Source organism: Nonomuraea sp. NPDC049624, from assembly GCF_040675255.1.
GTDB lineage: Bacteria > Actinomycetota > Actinomycetes > Streptosporangiales > Streptosporangiaceae > Nonomuraea.
This window is the reverse complement of record NZ_JBFAOR010000019.1, coordinates 51104-66788: the sequence shown is the minus strand read 5'-3', so window position 1 is coordinate 66788 and position 15685 is coordinate 51104. Positions and strand designations below refer to the sequence as shown.

Here is a 15685-nt window from a genome sequence, read left to right as displayed (position 1 = left end):
CATACCATCGCACAACGGTCAGACCGGAGCGGGCGCTTCCGTGTGAGCGGCGGCCGCCGGGGCCTCCAGCGGGCCTCTGCTGCGCAGCGAGGTGACCACCCGCAGCGCGGCGATCCACACCAGTGAGGCGCCGAGCACGTGCAGCAGCACCAGCGCGGCCGGCACGGCCAGGAAGTACTGGGTGTAGCCGATCACGCCCTGGCCCAGCTCCACGACGAACAGCCCGAGCGCGGCCCGCCTGGCGGCCCGGGGCGCGCCGGTCACGCGCAGCGCGAACAGCAGCGCGAACGTCAGGCCGACGACCACGTAGACGATGTCGGCGTGCAGCCGGGCCACGGTCTCGATGTCGAAGCCGAACCGCGAGGCGATGACGTCGCCCGAGTGCGGGCCGGTGCCGCTGACCACCACCCCCGCCACCAGCAGCACCGCCGTGGCCGCGAGCAGCGCGTGGCCGAGCCGCCGGACGTCGCGGTGGGCGACCCGCGCGGCCGGGCCGTCGCCCTCGCCGGCGCGGGCGTAGAGCGTCCAGCAGGCGGCGATCAGGGCCATGGAGATCAGGAAGTGCATGCCGACCGTGAACGGGTTGAGCGCGCTCCTGACCACCAGCCCGCCCCACAGCGCCTGGGCCAGCACGCCCGCCGGCTGGAGCAGCGCCAGGCGGACCAGCGCCCGCCGGCGCGGGACCAGGCGCAGCGCCGCGATGACGCACGCCGCGCCCACCGCCAGCACCAGGAACGTCAGCAGCCGGTTGCCGAACTCGATGAGCATCGTGAGCATCGACGTCTCGGGATGGGCGATCGGCACGAAACTGTCGGGCGTGCACCTCGGCCAGGTCGGGCAGCCGAGCCCGGAACCGGTCACCCGCACGCCCGCGCCGGTCACCGCGATGCCCGCGTTGGCCACCACGGAGGCCAGCGCCCAGCCGCGCATCGAGCGCGCGGTCGGCGCCCAGAACGAGCGCAGTGCGCGGACGAGGACGTTGGGGCGGCCGGTGGATTCCTTCACGTCAACGATGGTACGGGCCGGGTGGCACGGTCCCGTCAGGGGCTTCTCCGGAACGTGACAATGTGACATGTTACTCCTGGCGGCTTCCTCGACCCGGTCCCGGAGGGCTTTCGAACTGTGATCACTACTGTCGACTACCACACGGGCGGCGAGCCGTTCCGGATCGTGACCGGGGGCGTACCCGAGATCCCCGGGCCGGACGTGCCCACCCGGCGGGAGAACGCGCCCGCGCACGCCGACCGCGTCAGGCGGCTGCTGTGCCACGAGCCGCGCGGGCACGCCGACATGTACGGCTGCTTCCTGGTCCCGCCCGACGACGCCGGGGCGCATCTCGGCGCGCTGTTCTGGCACAAGGACGGCTTCTCCACCGCCTGCGGGCACGGCACGATCGCCCTCGGGGCCTACGCGGTGCAGGAGGGGCTGGTCGAGGCCGACCCCGACGGGGAGACCGACGTGGTGGTGGACGTGCCGTCGGGGCGGGTCAGGGCACGGGTGCGGTGCTCGGGCGGGCGGGTGGCGGGGGTGACGTTCGTGAGCGTCCCTTCGTACGTGATCGCCCGGGACGTGGCCGCCGCCGGAACGAAGGTTGATATTTCGTACGGCGGGGCGATTTATGCGTCTATTTCGGCTGGGGAGGTGGGCCTGTCCGTCGAGCCCCGCCACCTGACCGCCCTCGTCGGGCACGCCCGCCGCATCAAGTCCGCCCTGGCCGGCCACCCCGCCACCCGCCACCCCCGCGACGACCGCCTGTCCGGCGTCTACGGCGTGATCTTCTACGACGACCTGCCGGACGGCGGGCCGGCGGCTGGCGACGGGAGCGTCCGGCAGCGCAACGTCACCGTTTTCGCCGACGGCGAGGTGGACCGGTCGCCCTGCGGGTCGGGCACCGCCGCCAGGATGGCGCTGCTGCACGAGGCGGGCCTGCGCGGCACCCTGGTGCACGAGAGCGTCGTCGGGTCGGTCTTCCGGGCGCGGGTGGCCGGGGTGACGGCCGAGGGGATCGTGCCGGAGATCGAGGGCATGGCCTACCGCACCGGCCGGCACGTCTTCGAGCTCGATCCCGACGACCCGATCGGAACGGGGTTCACGCTGCGATGAGCGCTCTTCCCTACATCGACGGGCCGGTGCTGGACCGGCTGGTGCCGGTCGGCCGCGCGGTGGCCGTCCTCGAACAGGCCCTGCGCGACGGGCTCGACCCCGAGCTGACGCCCCGGCGGCCGGCCGTGGACCTGCCGGCCGGGCAGCTCCTGCTCATGCCCGCCGCCGCCGGCCGCTACGCCGGGGTCAAGGCCGTCACCGTCACGCCCGCCAATCCCGGGCGCGGGCTGCCCCGCATCCAGGGGACGTACCTGCTGCTGGACGGCCCGACCCTGGCCCCGCTGGCCGCCCTGGACGGCATCGCGCTCACGTCCCTGCGCACGCCCGCCGTCTCCGCCCTGGCCGTCGCCCGCCTGGCCGAGCCGGACGCGCGCCGCCTGGTGGTGTTCGGCAGCGGGCCGCAGGCGTACGGGCACGTCCTGGCCCTGCGCGAGGTGCGGCCCGTCGAGCACGTCACGATCGTGGGCCGCGACCCGGCCCGCGCCGCCGCCCTGGCCGCCCGCTGCCGCGCCCTGGACCTGACCGCCACCCCCCTGACCGCCGGCCCTCCGACCACCGAGCCCTTGACCGCCGGAGCTCCCACCGCCGAAGCCGACACCGCCGACGCCGCGGCGCTGCCCGGCGCGGTGGCCGACGCGATCCGGGCCGCCGACCTCATCGCCTGCTGCACCACGGCCGCGCAGCCGCTGTTCCCCGGTAAGCTCGCCCGGGACGGCGTCACCGTGGTCGCGGTCGGATCGCACGAGCCCGGCGTCCGCGAGCTCGACGGCGACCTCGTCGCCCGCGCCACCGTGGTCGTCGAGGCCAGATCGGCCGCCCTGGAAGAAGCCGGCGACGTGATCATCCCGATCCGCCACGGTACGATCACCTCTGGTCATCTCGCCGGGAACCTCGCCGAGCTGATCGCCGGAAGGGTGGTGGCCGGTCCGGGCCCGCGGGTGTTCAAGAGCACGGGCATGGCGTGGCAGGACCTGGTGGTCGCCGCGGCCGCGTACGAGGCGTGGAAGTAGGAGGGAAGGCGGATGGCTGCCGAGGACCGGCTCGACCTGCCGATGGTGGGGGAGCGGCAGAGCCTGCGCGAGCAGGTCGCGCACGCGCTGCGGGCCGCGCTGATCACCGGTGAGATGCGGCCGGGGGTCGTCTACTCCGCGCCCGTGCTCGCCGCGCAGTTCGGCGTCTCGGCCACGCCGGTCCGCGAGGCCATGCTCGACCTGGCCAAGGAGGGCCTGGTCGAGGCCGTGCGCAACAAGGGCTTCCGGGTGACCGAGCTGTCCGACCGCGACCTCGACGAGCTGACCCAGATCCGCGAGCTGATCGAGGTGCCCACCGTCGCGCGGCTGGCCGACAGCGCCCGCGCCGAGGAGTTCGAACGGCTGCGCCCGATCGCCGAGGAGATCGTCACGGCCGCCGACCGGGCCGACCTGCTCGCCTACATCGACGCCGACCTGCGCTTCCACCTGGAGCTGCTGGCGCTGGCGGGCAACGTCCACCTGGTGGAGGTGGTGCGCGACCTGCGCAACCGGGCCCGGCTCTACGGCCTGTCGCAGCTGGCCGAGCGCGGCTCGCTGACCGACTCCGCCCGGGAGCACCTGGCCATGCTCGACGCCCTCAAGAGCGGCGACGGCAAGGCGGTCGGCCACCTGATGGGCGAGCACATCGGTCACGTCCGGGGCATCTGGGCCGAGCACTGACGCCCGCCGCGTTTCTTTACCGTCCGAAATAAGAGGGTTTATCCGTTTTGAGGTAATGTGTTTGTGAAAGCTTTCACGAACTGATCTACGTGAAGCCTCACAGGCCCGGTCACGCGGATGCCCGCATCCGCTGACCTTCACCGGGCTCGGCGACCCGCCCACCTCAAGCCGAGCCCTCCGCCGCGCGCCCGAGAGATCCCCATCCCCGCGGGCGCGCGGCGGCACCTCCTCGGGCGTTCCTACCGCCCAGCGGCGGCTACCGCCCGGTCATCCTGGTCGAGCCGAGGCTCGCGGCCACGACGCACACGATCGCCGCCCACTGCTGCACGTGCAGGACCTCACCCAGCACCAGCACGCCCGCCAGCGCCGCCACGGCCGGCTCCAGGCTCATCAGAATGCCGAACACGTGCTTGGGCATGCGCCGCAGCGCGTGGAGCTCCAGCGAGTACGGGATCACCGACGACAGCAGCCCCACGCCCAGCCCGATCAGCAGCAACGACGGCTGCAGCAGGTCGGCGCCGCCGGTCGTGACGCCCACCGGCGCGATCACCAGGGTCGAGACGATCATCGCGAACGACAGCCCGGTCGTGCCCGGGAAACGCCGTCCGGCCGCCGCCGACAGCAGGATGTAGGCCGCCCAGCACGCGCCCGCCACCAGGGCGAACCCGATGCCGAGCCACCACGCCGCCGACGCCTGCTGCCCCCAGGGCGCCAGCAGCGCCACGCCGAGGCCCGCCAGGCCGATCCAGGCCAGGTCGAGCCGGCGCCGGGAGGCGGCCACGGCCACGCCCAGCGGGCCGAGGAACTCGATCGCCACCGCGACGCCCATCGGCAGCCGCGACAGGGCCTCGTAGTACGACAGGTTCATCAGCGCGAGCGTCAGGCCGAACCCGGCACCGACCGCCCAGTCGCGCCACCCGAGCCCCCGCAGCTTCGGCCTGGCCACCGCGGCCATGATCAGGCCGCCCGCCGCGATGCGCAGGAACACCACGGCGCTCGGCGGCAGCACCGCGAACAGGTTCTTGGCGAACGCGGCCCCGAGCTGCACCGAGACGATGGACAGCAGGACGAGCGACGAGGGCGGGATCGAGTCCGCGGCCTGGCGCAGCAGGCGGCCGGGCCGGGGCAGCGCCGGGCGGCGATCGAAGGGATCGTCGAGGGCGAAGTCGGTCACGGGACTCCTCGCGCGGAAGGTGGGGCGGTCGTCCAGAGCGTACTGACCTCGGACGACATCTCCGCACGCGGGGTGGCGTGCCGCCTCACCCCCAGCGGAACAGCCCCTTCACTCCCAGCGGAACAGCCGCGAGACCAGCGCCAGGGTCAGCACGGCCCAGCCGGCCAGGACGAGCACCGGCCCCAGCGGCAGCGCCGCCCCCTGGGCGAGCACCGCGCGCAGGCCCCCGGTCAGCGCCGAGATCGGCAGCAGCTCCAGGACCGGCCGCGCGCCCTCGGGGAACTTCGACAGCGGGAAGATCACCCCGCCCGCGCCCAGCAGCACCAGGTAGACCAGGTTGGCCGCGGCCAGCGTCGCCTCGGCCCGCAGCGTGCCCGCCATGAGCAGGCCGAGGCCGCTGAAGGCCGCCGTGCCCAGCACGACCAGCACCGCGGCGGCCAGGAACGAGCCGTGGGGACGCCAGCCCAGCGCCAGCCCCACGGCCACGATCACCGCCGCCTGGATGACCTCCACGGCCACCACCGCGGCCGTCTTGGCCAGCATGAGCCCGGCCCTGGACAGCGGGGTCGCGCCCAGCCGCTTGAGCACGCCGTAGCGGCGCTCGAAGCCCGTGCCGATGGCCTGCCCGGTGAAGGCCGTGGACATGACGGCCAGGGCCAGCACGCCGGGCGCCAGGAAGTCGACCCGCCGGCCGCCGCCGACGTCGACCAGCGGCGCCAGCGAGAAGCCGACCAGCAGCAGCACCGGGATGATCAGGGTGAGCAGGAGCTGCTCGCCGTTGCGGAGCATCGTGCGGACCTCCGAGCCGGCCTGCGCGAGCACCATGCGCGGGAACGGCGCGGCGCCCGGCGCGGGCGAGAGGTCGAGCACGGGGGTCATCGCAGCTCCCTGCCGGTCAGTTCGAGGAAGACGTCTTCGAGGGTACGGCGCTCGATGCGCAGGTCGTCGGCCGTGACGCCCTCCGCCGCGCACCAGGCCGTGACGGTGGCCAGCAGCTCGGGCCCCACCTGGCCCTCGATGATGTAGTGGCCGGCCGGCGACTCCTTGGCCGCGCTGCCCACCGGGAGCGCGTTGAGCAGCTCCTCCAGCGTGAGCCCCGGCCTGGCCCTGAACCTGAGCTGCCGCTCGGCCCCGGTCAGCGAGGCCGGGCTGCCCTCGGCCACCACGCGCCCCCTGTCGATGATCACGACGTGGTCGGCCAGCCGCTCGGCCTCCTCCATGTGGTGGGTGGTCAGCACCACCGACACCCCGGCGCCGCGCAGCTCGCCGACCAGGTCCCAGCAGGCGTGCCGGGCCTGCGGGTCGAGCCCGGCGGTCGGCTCGTCGAGGAACACCAGCTCCGGCCTGCCGATCACGGCCGCGGCCAGCGACAGCCGCTGCTGCTGCCCGCCCGACAGCCGCCGGTAGGGGGTGCGCGCGTGCTCGGCCAGCCCGAGCCGGGTCAGCAGCGCCCCGGGGTCGTGGGGACGGGCGTAGAAGCGCGCGACCAGGCGCAGCCACTCGGCGCAGCGCATCGCCGGCGGCACCCCGCCGGCCTGGAGCATCACCCCGACGCGCGGCCGCAGCTCGGGCTGCGTGGGCGACAGGCCGAGCACCCGGACCGTGCCGGAGTCGGCGTTGCGGAACCCCTCGCAGATCTCGACCGTGGACGTCTTGCCCGCGCCGTTGGGCCCGAGGACGGCGGTGACCGCGCCGCGGCCGGCCCGCAGGGTGAGGCCGTCGAGGGCGGTCCGGCCGCCGTAGCGTTTGACCAGGTCGACGATCTCGACGGCTGGGGAATCCATGGCCACGAGTTTAGGGACTGCGCCGGGCGGTCCGGCCCCCAGGTACGCGCCCGGCGAACGCCCGTCGGACGGCCCTGCCCGGAAATGGACGGCCCTTGACCGGACCGTTCCCCGGAAAGGCGTGAGAACCGGGGGAAGGACGGCGATGAGCTCCACATGTCGCGACGCAGTGCATACGACCCAGGAGTTCCGTGCTGGGTGGACCTGGCCAGCACCGACGTCCCCGGCTCGGTCCGGTTCTACGGGGACCTGTTCGGCTGGCGGGCCGACATGGTCGACGACCCGGCGGCCGGCGGCTACGGGATGTTCGTCCACGAGGGCAGCAAGGTCGCCGGGATCGGCCCCCTCCGCGACGGCGGCGGCACCTCGCTCTGGAACACCTACGTCGCCACCGACGACGCCGCCGCGCTGGCCGGCCGGGTCAGGGACGCCGGCGGCACCGTCGTGGCGGAGCCCATGGCGGTCTTTGACGAGGGCACCATGGTCGTCCTGCGGGCCCCCGACGGCTCGTCCGCCGGCGCCTGGCAGGCGGCCGCCCACGCGGGGGCGGAGCTGGTCGACGAGCCCGGCGCGTTCTGCTGGAACGAGCTGTGCACGCGGGACGCGCCGGCCGCCGAGCGCTTCTACTCGGCGGTCTTCGGCTGGACGTCCCGCACGTCCGACCTGGGCGGCATGGCGTACACCGAGTGGGTGACGGGGGAGGCGGCCGTCGCGGGGATGATCCCGATGCCCGACGAGGCCCCGGCGGAGCTGCCGTCGTTCTGGCTGACCTATTTCGCGGTCGCCGACCTCGACGCGGCCCTGCACGCCGCCGCCGACGCGGGCGCCGACGTGCTCACCGGCGTGACCGAGGCGCCGCCCGGCCGGTTCACGCAGCTCATCGATCCGCAGGGCGCGGCGTTCGGGGTCATCCAGCTCAACGAAACATCATGAAATATCTGATAACCGGGAATTAGGAGGACCGAATCCCGGTTTGATCCCTCGGCCCTCGTGGGTCATCGGCCTGCGAGGGGAAGGGGTTCACGCATGTCCGTGGCAGAAGCCGCGTCCGCCGCCATTGGGAGCAAGGGCGAGACCAAGGGCGGGAGGCGGGGGCTGCTGCTGGTCATCCTGGGCGCGCTGTCGGCGATCGGCCCGCTGTCCATCGACATGTACCTGCCCGCCCTGCCCGCCATCACCGAGGAGATGCTCAGCGCTCCCGCGCAGGTCCAGCTCACCCTCACCGCCTGTCTGATCGGCGTCTCCGTCGGCCAGGTCGTCGCCGGCCCGGTTAGCGACGTGCGCGGGCGGCGCGTCCCGCTGATCGTGGGCGTGTCGGGGTTCATGGTGGCCTCGCTGCTGTGCGCGTTCGCGCCGTCGGTGCCCGTGCTGATCGTCCTGCGGCTGCTGCAGGGCGTCCTGGGCGGGGCGGCGCTGGTCATCGTGCGCGCGGTCGTCCGCGACCTGTACGACGGCGCCGCCATCGCCCGCATCTTCGCCACGCTGATGCTGGTCAGCGGCCTGGCGCCGATCCTCGCCCCCATCGCCGGGGCCCAGTTGCTCGCCTTCACCTCCTGGCGCGGCGTGTTCGTGGCGCTCAGCGTCGCCGGGCTCGTGCTGCTGCTGGCCGTGCTGCCGGGGGTGCGCGAGACGCTGCCCGCCGACCGGCGCGAGAGCGGCGGCCTGGGGCACACCGTGCGCACCTTCTGGCAGCTCCTGCGCGACCGCTCGTTCATGGGCTGCGCCCTCACCGCGGGGCTGGCCTTCGCGGCGATGTTCGGCTACATCTCCGGCTCGCCGTTCGTGCTCCAGCAGGTGTACGGCGCCACCCCGCAGCAGTACTCGCTCATCTTCGGGCTCAACGCGCTCGGCCTGACCGCGATGGCCCAGCTCGGCGGCCGCCTGTCGGGCCGCGTGGAGCCCGCCCGCCTGGTCGTCGCGGGCCTGGTCACCGGCCTGGTGGGCGCCGGGCTGCTGCTGACCGCCGCGCTCACCGGGCTCGGCCTGGCCGGCATCGTGGCGGGCCTGTTCGTGATCATGCTGGGTCAGGGGCTCGTCCTGCCCGGCACCGGCGCGCTGGCGCTGGCCGGGCAGCCCGCCCAGATCGCCGGCAGCGCCTCGGCGCTGCTCGGCGTGCTGCAGTTCGCGCTGGGCGCCGTGGCGGCCCCGCTGGTCGGCCTGGCCGGCGAGGGCACGGCCGTGCCGATGGCCTGCGTGATGCTCGGCCTCATCGTCTGCTCCACGCTCGCGTTCGCGATCCTGGGACGCCGAAAGGTTAGGTAAGCCTTACCTGCGTGAGCAATTCCATTGGTGGCCTGCTCCGATTCGTTTGTGCAGCGGGAAGGAATTACGGCACACTGATGTTGTGAAAAACATGCCCACGATCGAGCCCGGTAGCGAGCGCAGCACCCGCGCGCGCGTCGCCAGGCTGATCCTTGAGCATGGTCCCGTGACGGCCGCCTCGCTCGGCGAGCGGCTGGGGCTGACGCCCGCCGCGGTGCGCAGGCACCTCGACGCGTTGCTGGCCGAGGGAATGATAGAGCCTCGCACGGTCAGGCCGCGCGGTCAGCGCGGGCGCGGACGGCCCGCCAAGCTGTTCGCCATCACCGACGCGGGGCGCAGTGCTTTCGAGCACGCCTATGACGACCTCGCCGGGAGCGCACTCCGCTTCCTGGCCGAGCGCATGGGGCGAGAAGCCGTGACCGACTTCGCCCGCTCGCAGGTGTCGAGCCTGCTGACGCGGCTGGAGCCGGTCATGCGGACGGTGCCGGCGGACCAGCGCGTACAGGTGCTGGCGCAGGCGCTGTCGGCAGAGGGGTACGCCGCCTCGGCCAGCAAGGCCAAGTCGGGCGGCGACCAGCTCTGCCAGCACCACTGCCCGGTGGCTCACGCGGCCGCGGAGTTCCCGCAGCTCTGCGAGGCCGAGACGGAGGCGTTCGCGCAACTGCTCGGCACCCCGGTGCAGCGCCTGGCCACGATCGCGCACGGCGACGGGGTCTGCACGACCCACGTGAGCCCCAAGTCGCTGGCTGAATCCGCACACAGAGACAAGAGCAAGGAGACCGGAAGGTGACTGTCACCGACCGCCCGGAGCTGGAAGGCCTCGGGAATTACAAGTTCGGCTGGGCCGACCCGGATGCCGCGGGCGCGGCGGCCAAGCGTGGCCTGTCCGAGGAGGTCGTCCGCAACATCTCCGCGCTCAAGAACGAGCCGGAGTGGATGCTCGACCTTCGCCTGAAGGGCCTCCGCCTGTTCGACAAGAAGCCGCTGCCCACCTGGGGCTCCGACCTCACCGGCATCGACTTTGACAACATCAAGTACTTCGTGCGCTCGACCGAGAAGCAGGCCGCTTCCTGGGACGAGCTGCCCGCCGACATCAAGAACACCTACGACAAGCTCGGCATCCCCGAGGCGGAGAAGCAGCGCCTCATCGCCGGCGTCGCGGCCCAGTACGAGTCGGAGGTCGTCTACCACAAGATCCGTGAGGACCTTGAGGAGAAGGGCGTCATCTTCGTCGACACCGACACGGGCCTGAAGGAGCACGAGGAGCTCTTCAAGGAGTACTTCGGCTCGGTGATCCCGGTCGGCGACAACAAGTTCGCCGCGCTCAACACCGCCGTGTGGTCCGGTGGCTCGTTCATCTACGTGCCGCCGAACGTCGAGGTCGAGATCCCGCTGCAGGCCTACTTCCGGATCAACACCGAGAACATGGGCCAGTTCGAGCGCACCCTGATCGTCGTGGACGAGAACTCCTACGTCCACTACGTCGAGGGCTGCACCGCGCCGATCTACTCCTCCGACTCGCTGCACAGCGCGGTCGTCGAGATCATCGTGAAGAAGAACGCCCGCTGCCGTTACACGACCATCCAGAACTGGTCGAACAACGTCTACAACCTGGTCACCAAGCGCGCCGTCGCCTACGAGGGCGCGACCATGGAGTGGATCGACGGCAACATCGGCTCCAAGGTCACGATGAAGTACCCGGCCGTCTACCTGATGGGCGAGCACGCCAAGGGCGAGACGCTGAGCGTCGCCTTCGCCGGCGAGGGCCAGCACCAGGACGCCGGTTCCAAGATGGTGCACCTGGCGCCCAACACCAGCTCCAGCGTCATCTCCAAGTCGGTGGCGCGCGGCGGCGGCCGCACCTCCTACCGCGGTCTCGTGCAGATCGAGGAGGGCGCCCACGGCAGCGCCAGCACCGTCAAGTGCGACGCGCTCCTGGTCGACCAGATCAGCCGCTCCGACACCTACCCGTACGTCGACGTGCGTGAGGACGACGTCTCGATGGGCCACGAGGCCACGGTCTCCAAGGTCAGCGAGGACCAGCTCTTCTACCTCATGAGCCGCGGGCTCGGCGAGGACGAGGCCATGGCGATGATCGTGCGCGGCTTCGTCGAGCCGATCGCCCGCGAGCTGCCCATGGAATACGCGCTCGAGCTCAACCGGCTGATCGAGCTGCAGATGGAAGGAGCCGTCGGCTGATGGGCCTGAACGAGAAGCCCCTGTCGACCCTGCACGAGAAGGCGTCCTACGACCTGGACGACTTCGAGGTCCCGACCGGGCGCGAGGAGTCGTGGCGCTTCACGCCGCTGTCCCGCCTGAAGGGCCTGCACAACGGCAAGGCCGACCCCGTGGGCCACGTGCGCCTCGACGTCGAGGCCGCGCCCGAGGTCGTCGTCGAGACGGTCGGGCGCGACGACGCCCGCGTCGGCAAGGCGTTCACGCCCACCGACCGGGTCAGCGCGCAGGCGTGGAACAGCTTCGAGAAGGCGACCGTGATCACGGTGCCGCGCGAGGCCGTCACCTCGAAGCCGACCGTGCTCACCCTGACCGGTGAGGGCGACGGCGCCGCCTACGGCCACATCGTGGTCAAGGTGGAGCCGCTGGCCGAGGCCGTGGTCGTGCTCGACCACAAGGGCAGCGCCGTCTACGCCGACAACATCGAGTTCGTCGTCGGCGACGGCGCCAACCTCAAGGTCGTCAGCCTCCAGGACTGGGACGACGACGCCGTGCACGTCTCCCACCACCACGCCCAGCTCGCCAAGGACGCGACCTTCCGCAGCTTCGTGGTGACCCTCGGCGGCGACCTGGTCCGGCTCTCGCCCGGCGTGGCCTACACCGCGCCCGGCGGCGACGCCGACATGTCCGGCGTCTACTTCGTCGACGCCGGCCAGCACCTGGAGCACCGCCTCCTGGTCGACCACTCCCAGCCCAACTGCAAGAGCAACGTCGACTACCGCGGCGCGCTGCAGGGGCAGGACGCGCACGCCGTCTGGATCGGCGACGTGATCATCAGGGTCGAGGCCGAGGGCACCGACACCTACGAGCTCAACCGCAACCTCATCCTCACCGACGGCGCCCGCGCCGACTCGGTCCCCAACCTGGAGATCCTCACCGGCGAGGTCGCCGGAGCCGGGCACGCCTCGGCCTCGGGCCGCCTCGACGACGAGCACATCTTCTACCTCCAGGCCCGCGGCATCCCCTACGACGAGGCCCGCCGCCTGGTCATCAGGGGCTTCCTCGGCCAGCTCATCGAGAAGATCCAGATCGAGGAGATCCGCGACCGCGTGCTGGCCGCGGTGGAGGCGGAGCTCGCGCGATGAGTTTCGAGAAGGTCTGCCAGGTCGCCGACATCCCCGACGGCGGCGTCATCGGCGTCGAGGTCGGGGAGACCCCGGTGGCGCTGGTGCGCAAGGGCGCCGACGTCTTCGCCCTGCACGACGTCTGCTCGCACGCCGAGGTGAAGCTCAGCGAGGGCGAGGTCTACGACGGCACGCTGGAGTGCTGGCTGCACGGCTCGTGCTTCGACGTGCGCTCCGGCAAGCCCACCGGCCCGCCCGCCACCAAGCCCGTGAACGTCTACACAGTCAAGATCGACGGCGACGACGTCCTCGTCTCGCTCTCGAAGGAGTCATAAACGTGTCCACCCTAGAGATCCGTGACCTCAAGGTCGCCGTCGAGGACAAGGAAATCCTGCGCGGCGTCAACCTGACGGTGAAGTCCGGCGAGACGCACGCCATCATGGGCCCCAACGGCTCGGGCAAGTCCACCCTCGCCTACGCGATCGCCGGTCACCCCAAGTACACGATCACCGGCGGCCAGGTGCTGCTCGACGGCGTCGACCTGCTGGAGCTGTCGGTCGACGAGCGCGCCCGCGCCGGCCTGTTCCTCGCCATGCAGTACCCGGTCGAGGTCCCCGGCGTGTCGGTGTCGAACTTCCTGCGCTCGGCCGTCACCTCGGTCCGCGGCGAGGCGCCCAAGCTGCGCGAGTTCGCCAAGGACCTCAAGGCCGGCATGGACGCGCTGTCCATCGACGCCGCCTTCGCCCAGCGCAACCTCAACGAGGGCTTCTCCGGCGGCGAGAAGAAGCGCCACGAGATCCTCCAGCTGGAGCTGCTCAAGCCGAAGATCGCCGTGCTCGACGAGACCGACTCCGGCCTCGACGTCGACGCGCTGCGGGTGGTCTCCGAGGGCATCAACCGCTTCCGCTCCACGGGTGAGACCGGCGTGCTGCTGATCACCCACTACACCCGCATCCTGCGCTACGTGAAGCCCGACTTCGTGCACGTCTTCGCCGGCGGCCGGATCGTCGAGGAGGGCGGGCCGGAGCTGGCCGACAAGCTCGAGGCCGAGGGCTACGAGCAGTACACGAAGGCATCTGCATGACTTCCACCAGCTTGGACGTGGAGAAGATCAGGAAGGATTTCCCGGTCTTCTCCCGCGAGCTGCCCGACGGGCGCCCGCTCGTCTACCTCGACTCGGGCAACTCCTCGCAGAAGCCCAACCAGGTCATCGACACCATGCGCGACCACCTGGCGCTGCACTACAGCAACGTCGGGCGGGCCATGCACGTGCTCGGCTCGGAGTCGACCGAGGCGTACGAGGGCGCGCGCGACAAGGTGGCGGCGTTCGTCGGGGCGGGCTCGCGCGATGAGGTGATCTTCACCAAGAACGCCTCCGAGGCCCTCAACCTCGTGGCCTACTCCTTCGGCAACCCCGCCAGCACCGACCCCCGCTTCACCCTCGGCCCCGGCGACGAGATCGTCATCTCCGAGATGGAGCACCACTCCAACATCGTGCCGTGGCAGATGCTCGCGCAGCGCACCGGCGCGACGCTGAAGTGGTTCGGCGTCACCGACGACGGGCGGCTCGACTTCGACCCGGCCGTCGTCACCGAGCGGACGAAGATCGTCTCGATCGCCCACCAGTCGAACGTGCTCGGCACGGTCAACCCGGTCACCGCCGTGGCCGCGCGGGCGCACGAGGTCGGCGCGCTGATCATGCTCGACGCCTCCCAGTCCGTGCCGCACCACCCGGTGGACATGGCCGCGCTGGGCGCCGACTTCGTGGCCTTCACCGGCCACAAGATGGTCGGTCCCTCGGGCATCGGCGTGCTGTGGGGCCGTACCGAGCTGCTGGAGGCCATGCCGCCGTTCCTGGGCGGCGGCGAGATGATCGAGGCGGTCTGGATGGACCGCTCGACGTACGCGCCGATCCCGCACAAGTTCGAGGCCGGCACGCCGCCCATCGTCGAGGCCATCGGCCTGGGCGCGGCGGTCGACTACCTCACCGCGGTCGGCATGGACGCCATCGAGGCGCACGAGCGCTCGCTGACGGCCTACGCCCTCGACGCCCTGCGCGAGGTGCCGTCGCTGCGGCTGATCGGGCCCGACTCCCTCGACGAGCGCGGCAGCACGCTGTCGTTCACGCTGGAAGGCATACACCCCCACGATGTGGGGCAGATCCTGGACGACCAGTTCGGGGTCGCCGTCCGCGTCGGGCACCACTGCGCGCGCCCGCTGCACCTGCGGTTCGGAATACCGGCGACCACGCGGGCGTCGTTCTACCTGTACAACACCACGGGCGAGATCGACGCCCTGGTCCGCGGCCTCCATCACGTTCAGAAGGTGTTCGCATAGCCATGATCGGCGAGTCGATGTACCAGGAGCTGATCCTGGAACACTACAAGCACCCGCAGGGGCGGGGGCTGCGCGAGCCGTACGACGCCGAGGTTCACCACGTGAACCCGACGTGCGGCGACGAGATCACGCTGCGGGTCAGGGTGGGCGACGCCGGTAAGATCGAAGACGTCTCCTACGACGGCCAGGGCTGCTCGATCAGCCAGGCGGCCGCCTCCGTGCTGCACGAGCTGGCCACCGGCTCGACGGTCGAGGAGTCGCTGTCGGTGGTCGACGAGTTCACCCGGCTCATGCAGGGCCGGGGGCAGGTCGAGGCCGACGAGGAAGTGCTCGGGGACGCGGTGGCGTTCGCGGGCGTGGCCAAGTTCCCGGCACGCGTCAAGTGCGCGCTGCTGTCGTGGATGGCCTACAAGGACGCTGTGGTGAGGAGTGCCCAATGAGCAAGCCTGTGGAGACTCCGACCGGCTTCGACGGTGACACCACCGTCGAGGAGGTCATGGAGGCGCTCAAGGACGTCGTCGACCCCGAGCTCGGCATCAACGTCGTCGACCTGGGGCTGATCTACGGGCTCAACCTCGACCCGTCCGACGCCGGTCAGCCGGTGGCCACCATCGACATGACGCTGACCAGCGCGGCCTGCCCGCTGACCGACGTCATCGAGGACCAGGCCCACTCCGCCCTGGAGGGCATGGTCTCCGACGTGAAGATCAACTGGGTCTGGCTGCCGCCGTGGGGCCCCGACAAAATCACCGACGAGGGGCGTGAGCAGCTCCGTATGCTAGGCTTCAACGTCTGATCTTTCTAGCTGTAACGGCTGGCGTTGGGCGTCAGCCGTTTCAGTGTGCCGATGAAGGGTTTCGGAAGGTCCGTACCCAGTCAGGGAATATCCGATAACATCCCCGGCGTTGGCACCAGGTATACACCAGACGCCTCATCTCGCGTCATCGCGCCGCCTGCGGCCGGTGCCCCGGTGTATCCCCCCTGTGAAGTCCCGTCTCGATGGCGGGCGTACTGCAACTTGTACGGCATCAGGCC

The 15685-nt window shown here is 71.5% G+C and carries 17 protein-coding genes; 13 read left to right on the top strand and 4 right to left on the bottom strand.

Annotated elements, in window-relative coordinates:
* Positions 1–18: 18 nt before the first annotated feature.
* Positions 19–1005, bottom strand: a complete 987-nt coding sequence (locus tag AB0J76_RS46030) for a COX15/CtaA family protein (RefSeq protein ID WP_352328040.1) — start codon at positions 1003–1005, stop codon at positions 19–21.
* A gap of 117 nt (positions 1006–1122) precedes the next feature.
* On the opposite strand from AB0J76_RS46030, the gene AB0J76_RS46025 reads away from it, so the two are divergent.
* From AB0J76_RS46025 to AB0J76_RS46015, 3 genes are read left to right on the top strand one after another with little or no spacing between them, the layout of a single operon-like run.
* Complete coding sequence (locus AB0J76_RS46025; RefSeq protein ID WP_352328041.1) at positions 1123–2103, top strand: proline racemase family protein; 981 nt, start codon at positions 1123–1125, stop codon at positions 2101–2103.
* Complete coding sequence (locus AB0J76_RS46020; protein WP_352328042.1) at positions 2100–3113, top strand: ornithine cyclodeaminase family protein; 1014 nt, start codon at positions 2100–2102, stop codon at positions 3111–3113. Before AB0J76_RS46025 ends, AB0J76_RS46020 begins: the two co-directional genes overlap by 4 nt.
* A gap of 12 nt (positions 3114–3125) precedes the next feature.
* Positions 3126–3794, top strand: a complete 669-nt coding sequence (locus tag AB0J76_RS46015; RefSeq protein WP_352328043.1) for a GntR family transcriptional regulator — start codon at positions 3126–3128, stop codon at positions 3792–3794.
* A gap of 256 nt (positions 3795–4050) precedes the next feature.
* Here AB0J76_RS46015 and AB0J76_RS46010 read toward each other — a convergent pair whose 3' ends face one another.
* The 3 genes from AB0J76_RS46010 to AB0J76_RS46000 form a co-directional block, all read right to left on the bottom strand.
* A complete protein-coding gene (locus AB0J76_RS46010; protein ID WP_352328758.1) occupies positions 4051–4968 on the bottom strand; it encodes an EamA family transporter in 918 nt (305 codons plus the stop codon).
* A 108-nt stretch (positions 4969–5076) separates the two neighbouring features.
* A complete protein-coding gene (locus AB0J76_RS46005) occupies positions 5077–5847 on the bottom strand; it encodes an ABC transporter permease (protein ID WP_352328760.1) in 771 nt (256 codons plus the stop codon).
* Positions 5844–6752, bottom strand: a complete 909-nt coding sequence (locus AB0J76_RS46000; RefSeq protein ID WP_352328762.1) for an ABC transporter ATP-binding protein — start codon at positions 6750–6752, stop codon at positions 5844–5846. The genes AB0J76_RS46005 and AB0J76_RS46000 overlap by 4 nt, the downstream gene beginning before the upstream one ends.
* A gap of 198 nt (positions 6753–6950) precedes the next feature.
* Between AB0J76_RS46000 and AB0J76_RS45995 the strand changes: the two genes are divergently transcribed.
* The 10 genes from AB0J76_RS45995 to AB0J76_RS45950 all read left to right on the top strand — a co-directional run bounded on the left by AB0J76_RS45995 (position 6951) and on the right by AB0J76_RS45950 (position 15446).
* Positions 6951–7685, top strand: coding sequence for a VOC family protein (locus AB0J76_RS45995; protein ID WP_352328764.1), 735 nt, complete (start codon positions 6951–6953; stop codon positions 7683–7685).
* Positions 7686–7778: 93 nt separating this feature from the next.
* The gene (locus AB0J76_RS45990) at positions 7779–9014 is read left to right on the top strand and encodes a multidrug effflux MFS transporter (protein WP_352328766.1); all 1236 of its coding nucleotides are present in this window, start codon (positions 7779–7781) and stop codon (positions 9012–9014) included.
* Positions 9015–9105: 91 nt separating this feature from the next.
* Positions 9106–9804 carry a metalloregulator ArsR/SmtB family transcription factor gene (locus AB0J76_RS45985; protein ID WP_352328768.1) on the top strand — a complete coding sequence of 233 codons (699 nt, stop codon included), beginning with the start codon at positions 9106–9108 and terminating at the stop codon, positions 9802–9804.
* On the top strand, positions 9801–11213 hold the full coding sequence (sufB, locus tag AB0J76_RS45980; protein WP_352328769.1) for a Fe-S cluster assembly protein SufB: 1413 nt from the start codon (positions 9801–9803) through the stop codon (positions 11211–11213). Before AB0J76_RS45985 ends, sufB begins: the two co-directional genes overlap by 4 nt.
* On the top strand, positions 11213–12334 hold the full coding sequence (gene sufD / locus AB0J76_RS45975; RefSeq protein ID WP_364393677.1) for a Fe-S cluster assembly protein SufD: 1122 nt from the start codon (positions 11213–11215) through the stop codon (positions 12332–12334). Before sufB ends, sufD begins: the two co-directional genes overlap by 1 nt.
* Positions 12331–12648, top strand: coding sequence for a non-heme iron oxygenase ferredoxin subunit (locus tag AB0J76_RS45970; RefSeq protein ID WP_352325535.1), 318 nt, complete (start codon positions 12331–12333; stop codon positions 12646–12648). The genes sufD and AB0J76_RS45970 overlap by 4 nt, the downstream gene beginning before the upstream one ends.
* 2 nt (positions 12649–12650) lie before the next feature.
* Positions 12651–13397, top strand: a complete 747-nt coding sequence (sufC, locus tag AB0J76_RS45965; protein WP_352325533.1) for a Fe-S cluster assembly ATPase SufC — start codon at positions 12651–12653, stop codon at positions 13395–13397.
* Positions 13394–14650 (top strand): cysteine desulfurase, encoded by a 1257-nt coding sequence (locus AB0J76_RS45960; protein WP_352325532.1) that lies wholly within the window; start codon positions 13394–13396, stop codon positions 14648–14650. Before sufC ends, AB0J76_RS45960 begins: the two co-directional genes overlap by 4 nt.
* 2 nt (positions 14651–14652) lie before the next feature.
* Positions 14653–15090 (top strand): Fe-S cluster assembly sulfur transfer protein SufU, encoded by a 438-nt coding sequence (gene sufU / locus AB0J76_RS45955; RefSeq protein WP_352325531.1) that lies wholly within the window; start codon positions 14653–14655, stop codon positions 15088–15090.
* Positions 15087–15446 carry a metal-sulfur cluster assembly factor gene (locus AB0J76_RS45950; protein ID WP_352325530.1) on the top strand — a complete coding sequence of 120 codons (360 nt, stop codon included), beginning with the start codon at positions 15087–15089 and terminating at the stop codon, positions 15444–15446. The genes sufU and AB0J76_RS45950 overlap by 4 nt, the downstream gene beginning before the upstream one ends.
* The last annotated feature ends 239 nt before the right edge of the window (positions 15447–15685 follow it).

What these genes read in the sequence shown, in the direction of transcription:
- AB0J76_RS46020 (WP_352328042.1), top strand. Translation starts at nt 2,100, where the DNA reads ATGAGCGCTCTTCCCTACATCGACGGGCCGGTGCTGGACCGGCTGGTG.
- AB0J76_RS46015 (WP_352328043.1), top strand. Translation starts at nt 3,126, where the DNA reads ATGGCTGCCGAGGACCGGCTCGACCTGCCGATGGTGGGGGAGCGGCAG.
- AB0J76_RS46005 (WP_352328760.1), bottom strand. Translation starts at nt 5,847, where the DNA reads ATGACCCCCGTGCTCGACCTCTCGCCCGCGCCGGGCGCCGCGCCGTTC.
- AB0J76_RS46000 (WP_352328762.1), bottom strand. Translation starts at nt 6,752, where the DNA reads ATGGATTCCCCAGCCGTCGAGATCGTCGACCTGGTCAAACGCTACGGC.
- AB0J76_RS45990 (WP_352328766.1), top strand. Translation starts at nt 7,779, where the DNA reads ATGTCCGTGGCAGAAGCCGCGTCCGCCGCCATTGGGAGCAAGGGCGAG.
- AB0J76_RS45985 (WP_352328768.1), top strand. Translation starts at nt 9,106, where the DNA reads ATGCCCACGATCGAGCCCGGTAGCGAGCGCAGCACCCGCGCGCGCGTC.
- sufD (WP_364393677.1), top strand. Translation starts at nt 11,213, where the DNA reads ATGGGCCTGAACGAGAAGCCCCTGTCGACCCTGCACGAGAAGGCGTCC.
- AB0J76_RS45970 (WP_352325535.1), top strand. Translation starts at nt 12,331, where the DNA reads ATGAGTTTCGAGAAGGTCTGCCAGGTCGCCGACATCCCCGACGGCGGC.
- AB0J76_RS45960 (WP_352325532.1), top strand. Translation starts at nt 13,394, where the DNA reads ATGACTTCCACCAGCTTGGACGTGGAGAAGATCAGGAAGGATTTCCCG.
- sufU (WP_352325531.1), top strand. Translation starts at nt 14,653, where the DNA reads ATGATCGGCGAGTCGATGTACCAGGAGCTGATCCTGGAACACTACAAG.
- AB0J76_RS45950 (WP_352325530.1), top strand. Translation starts at nt 15,087, where the DNA reads ATGAGCAAGCCTGTGGAGACTCCGACCGGCTTCGACGGTGACACCACC.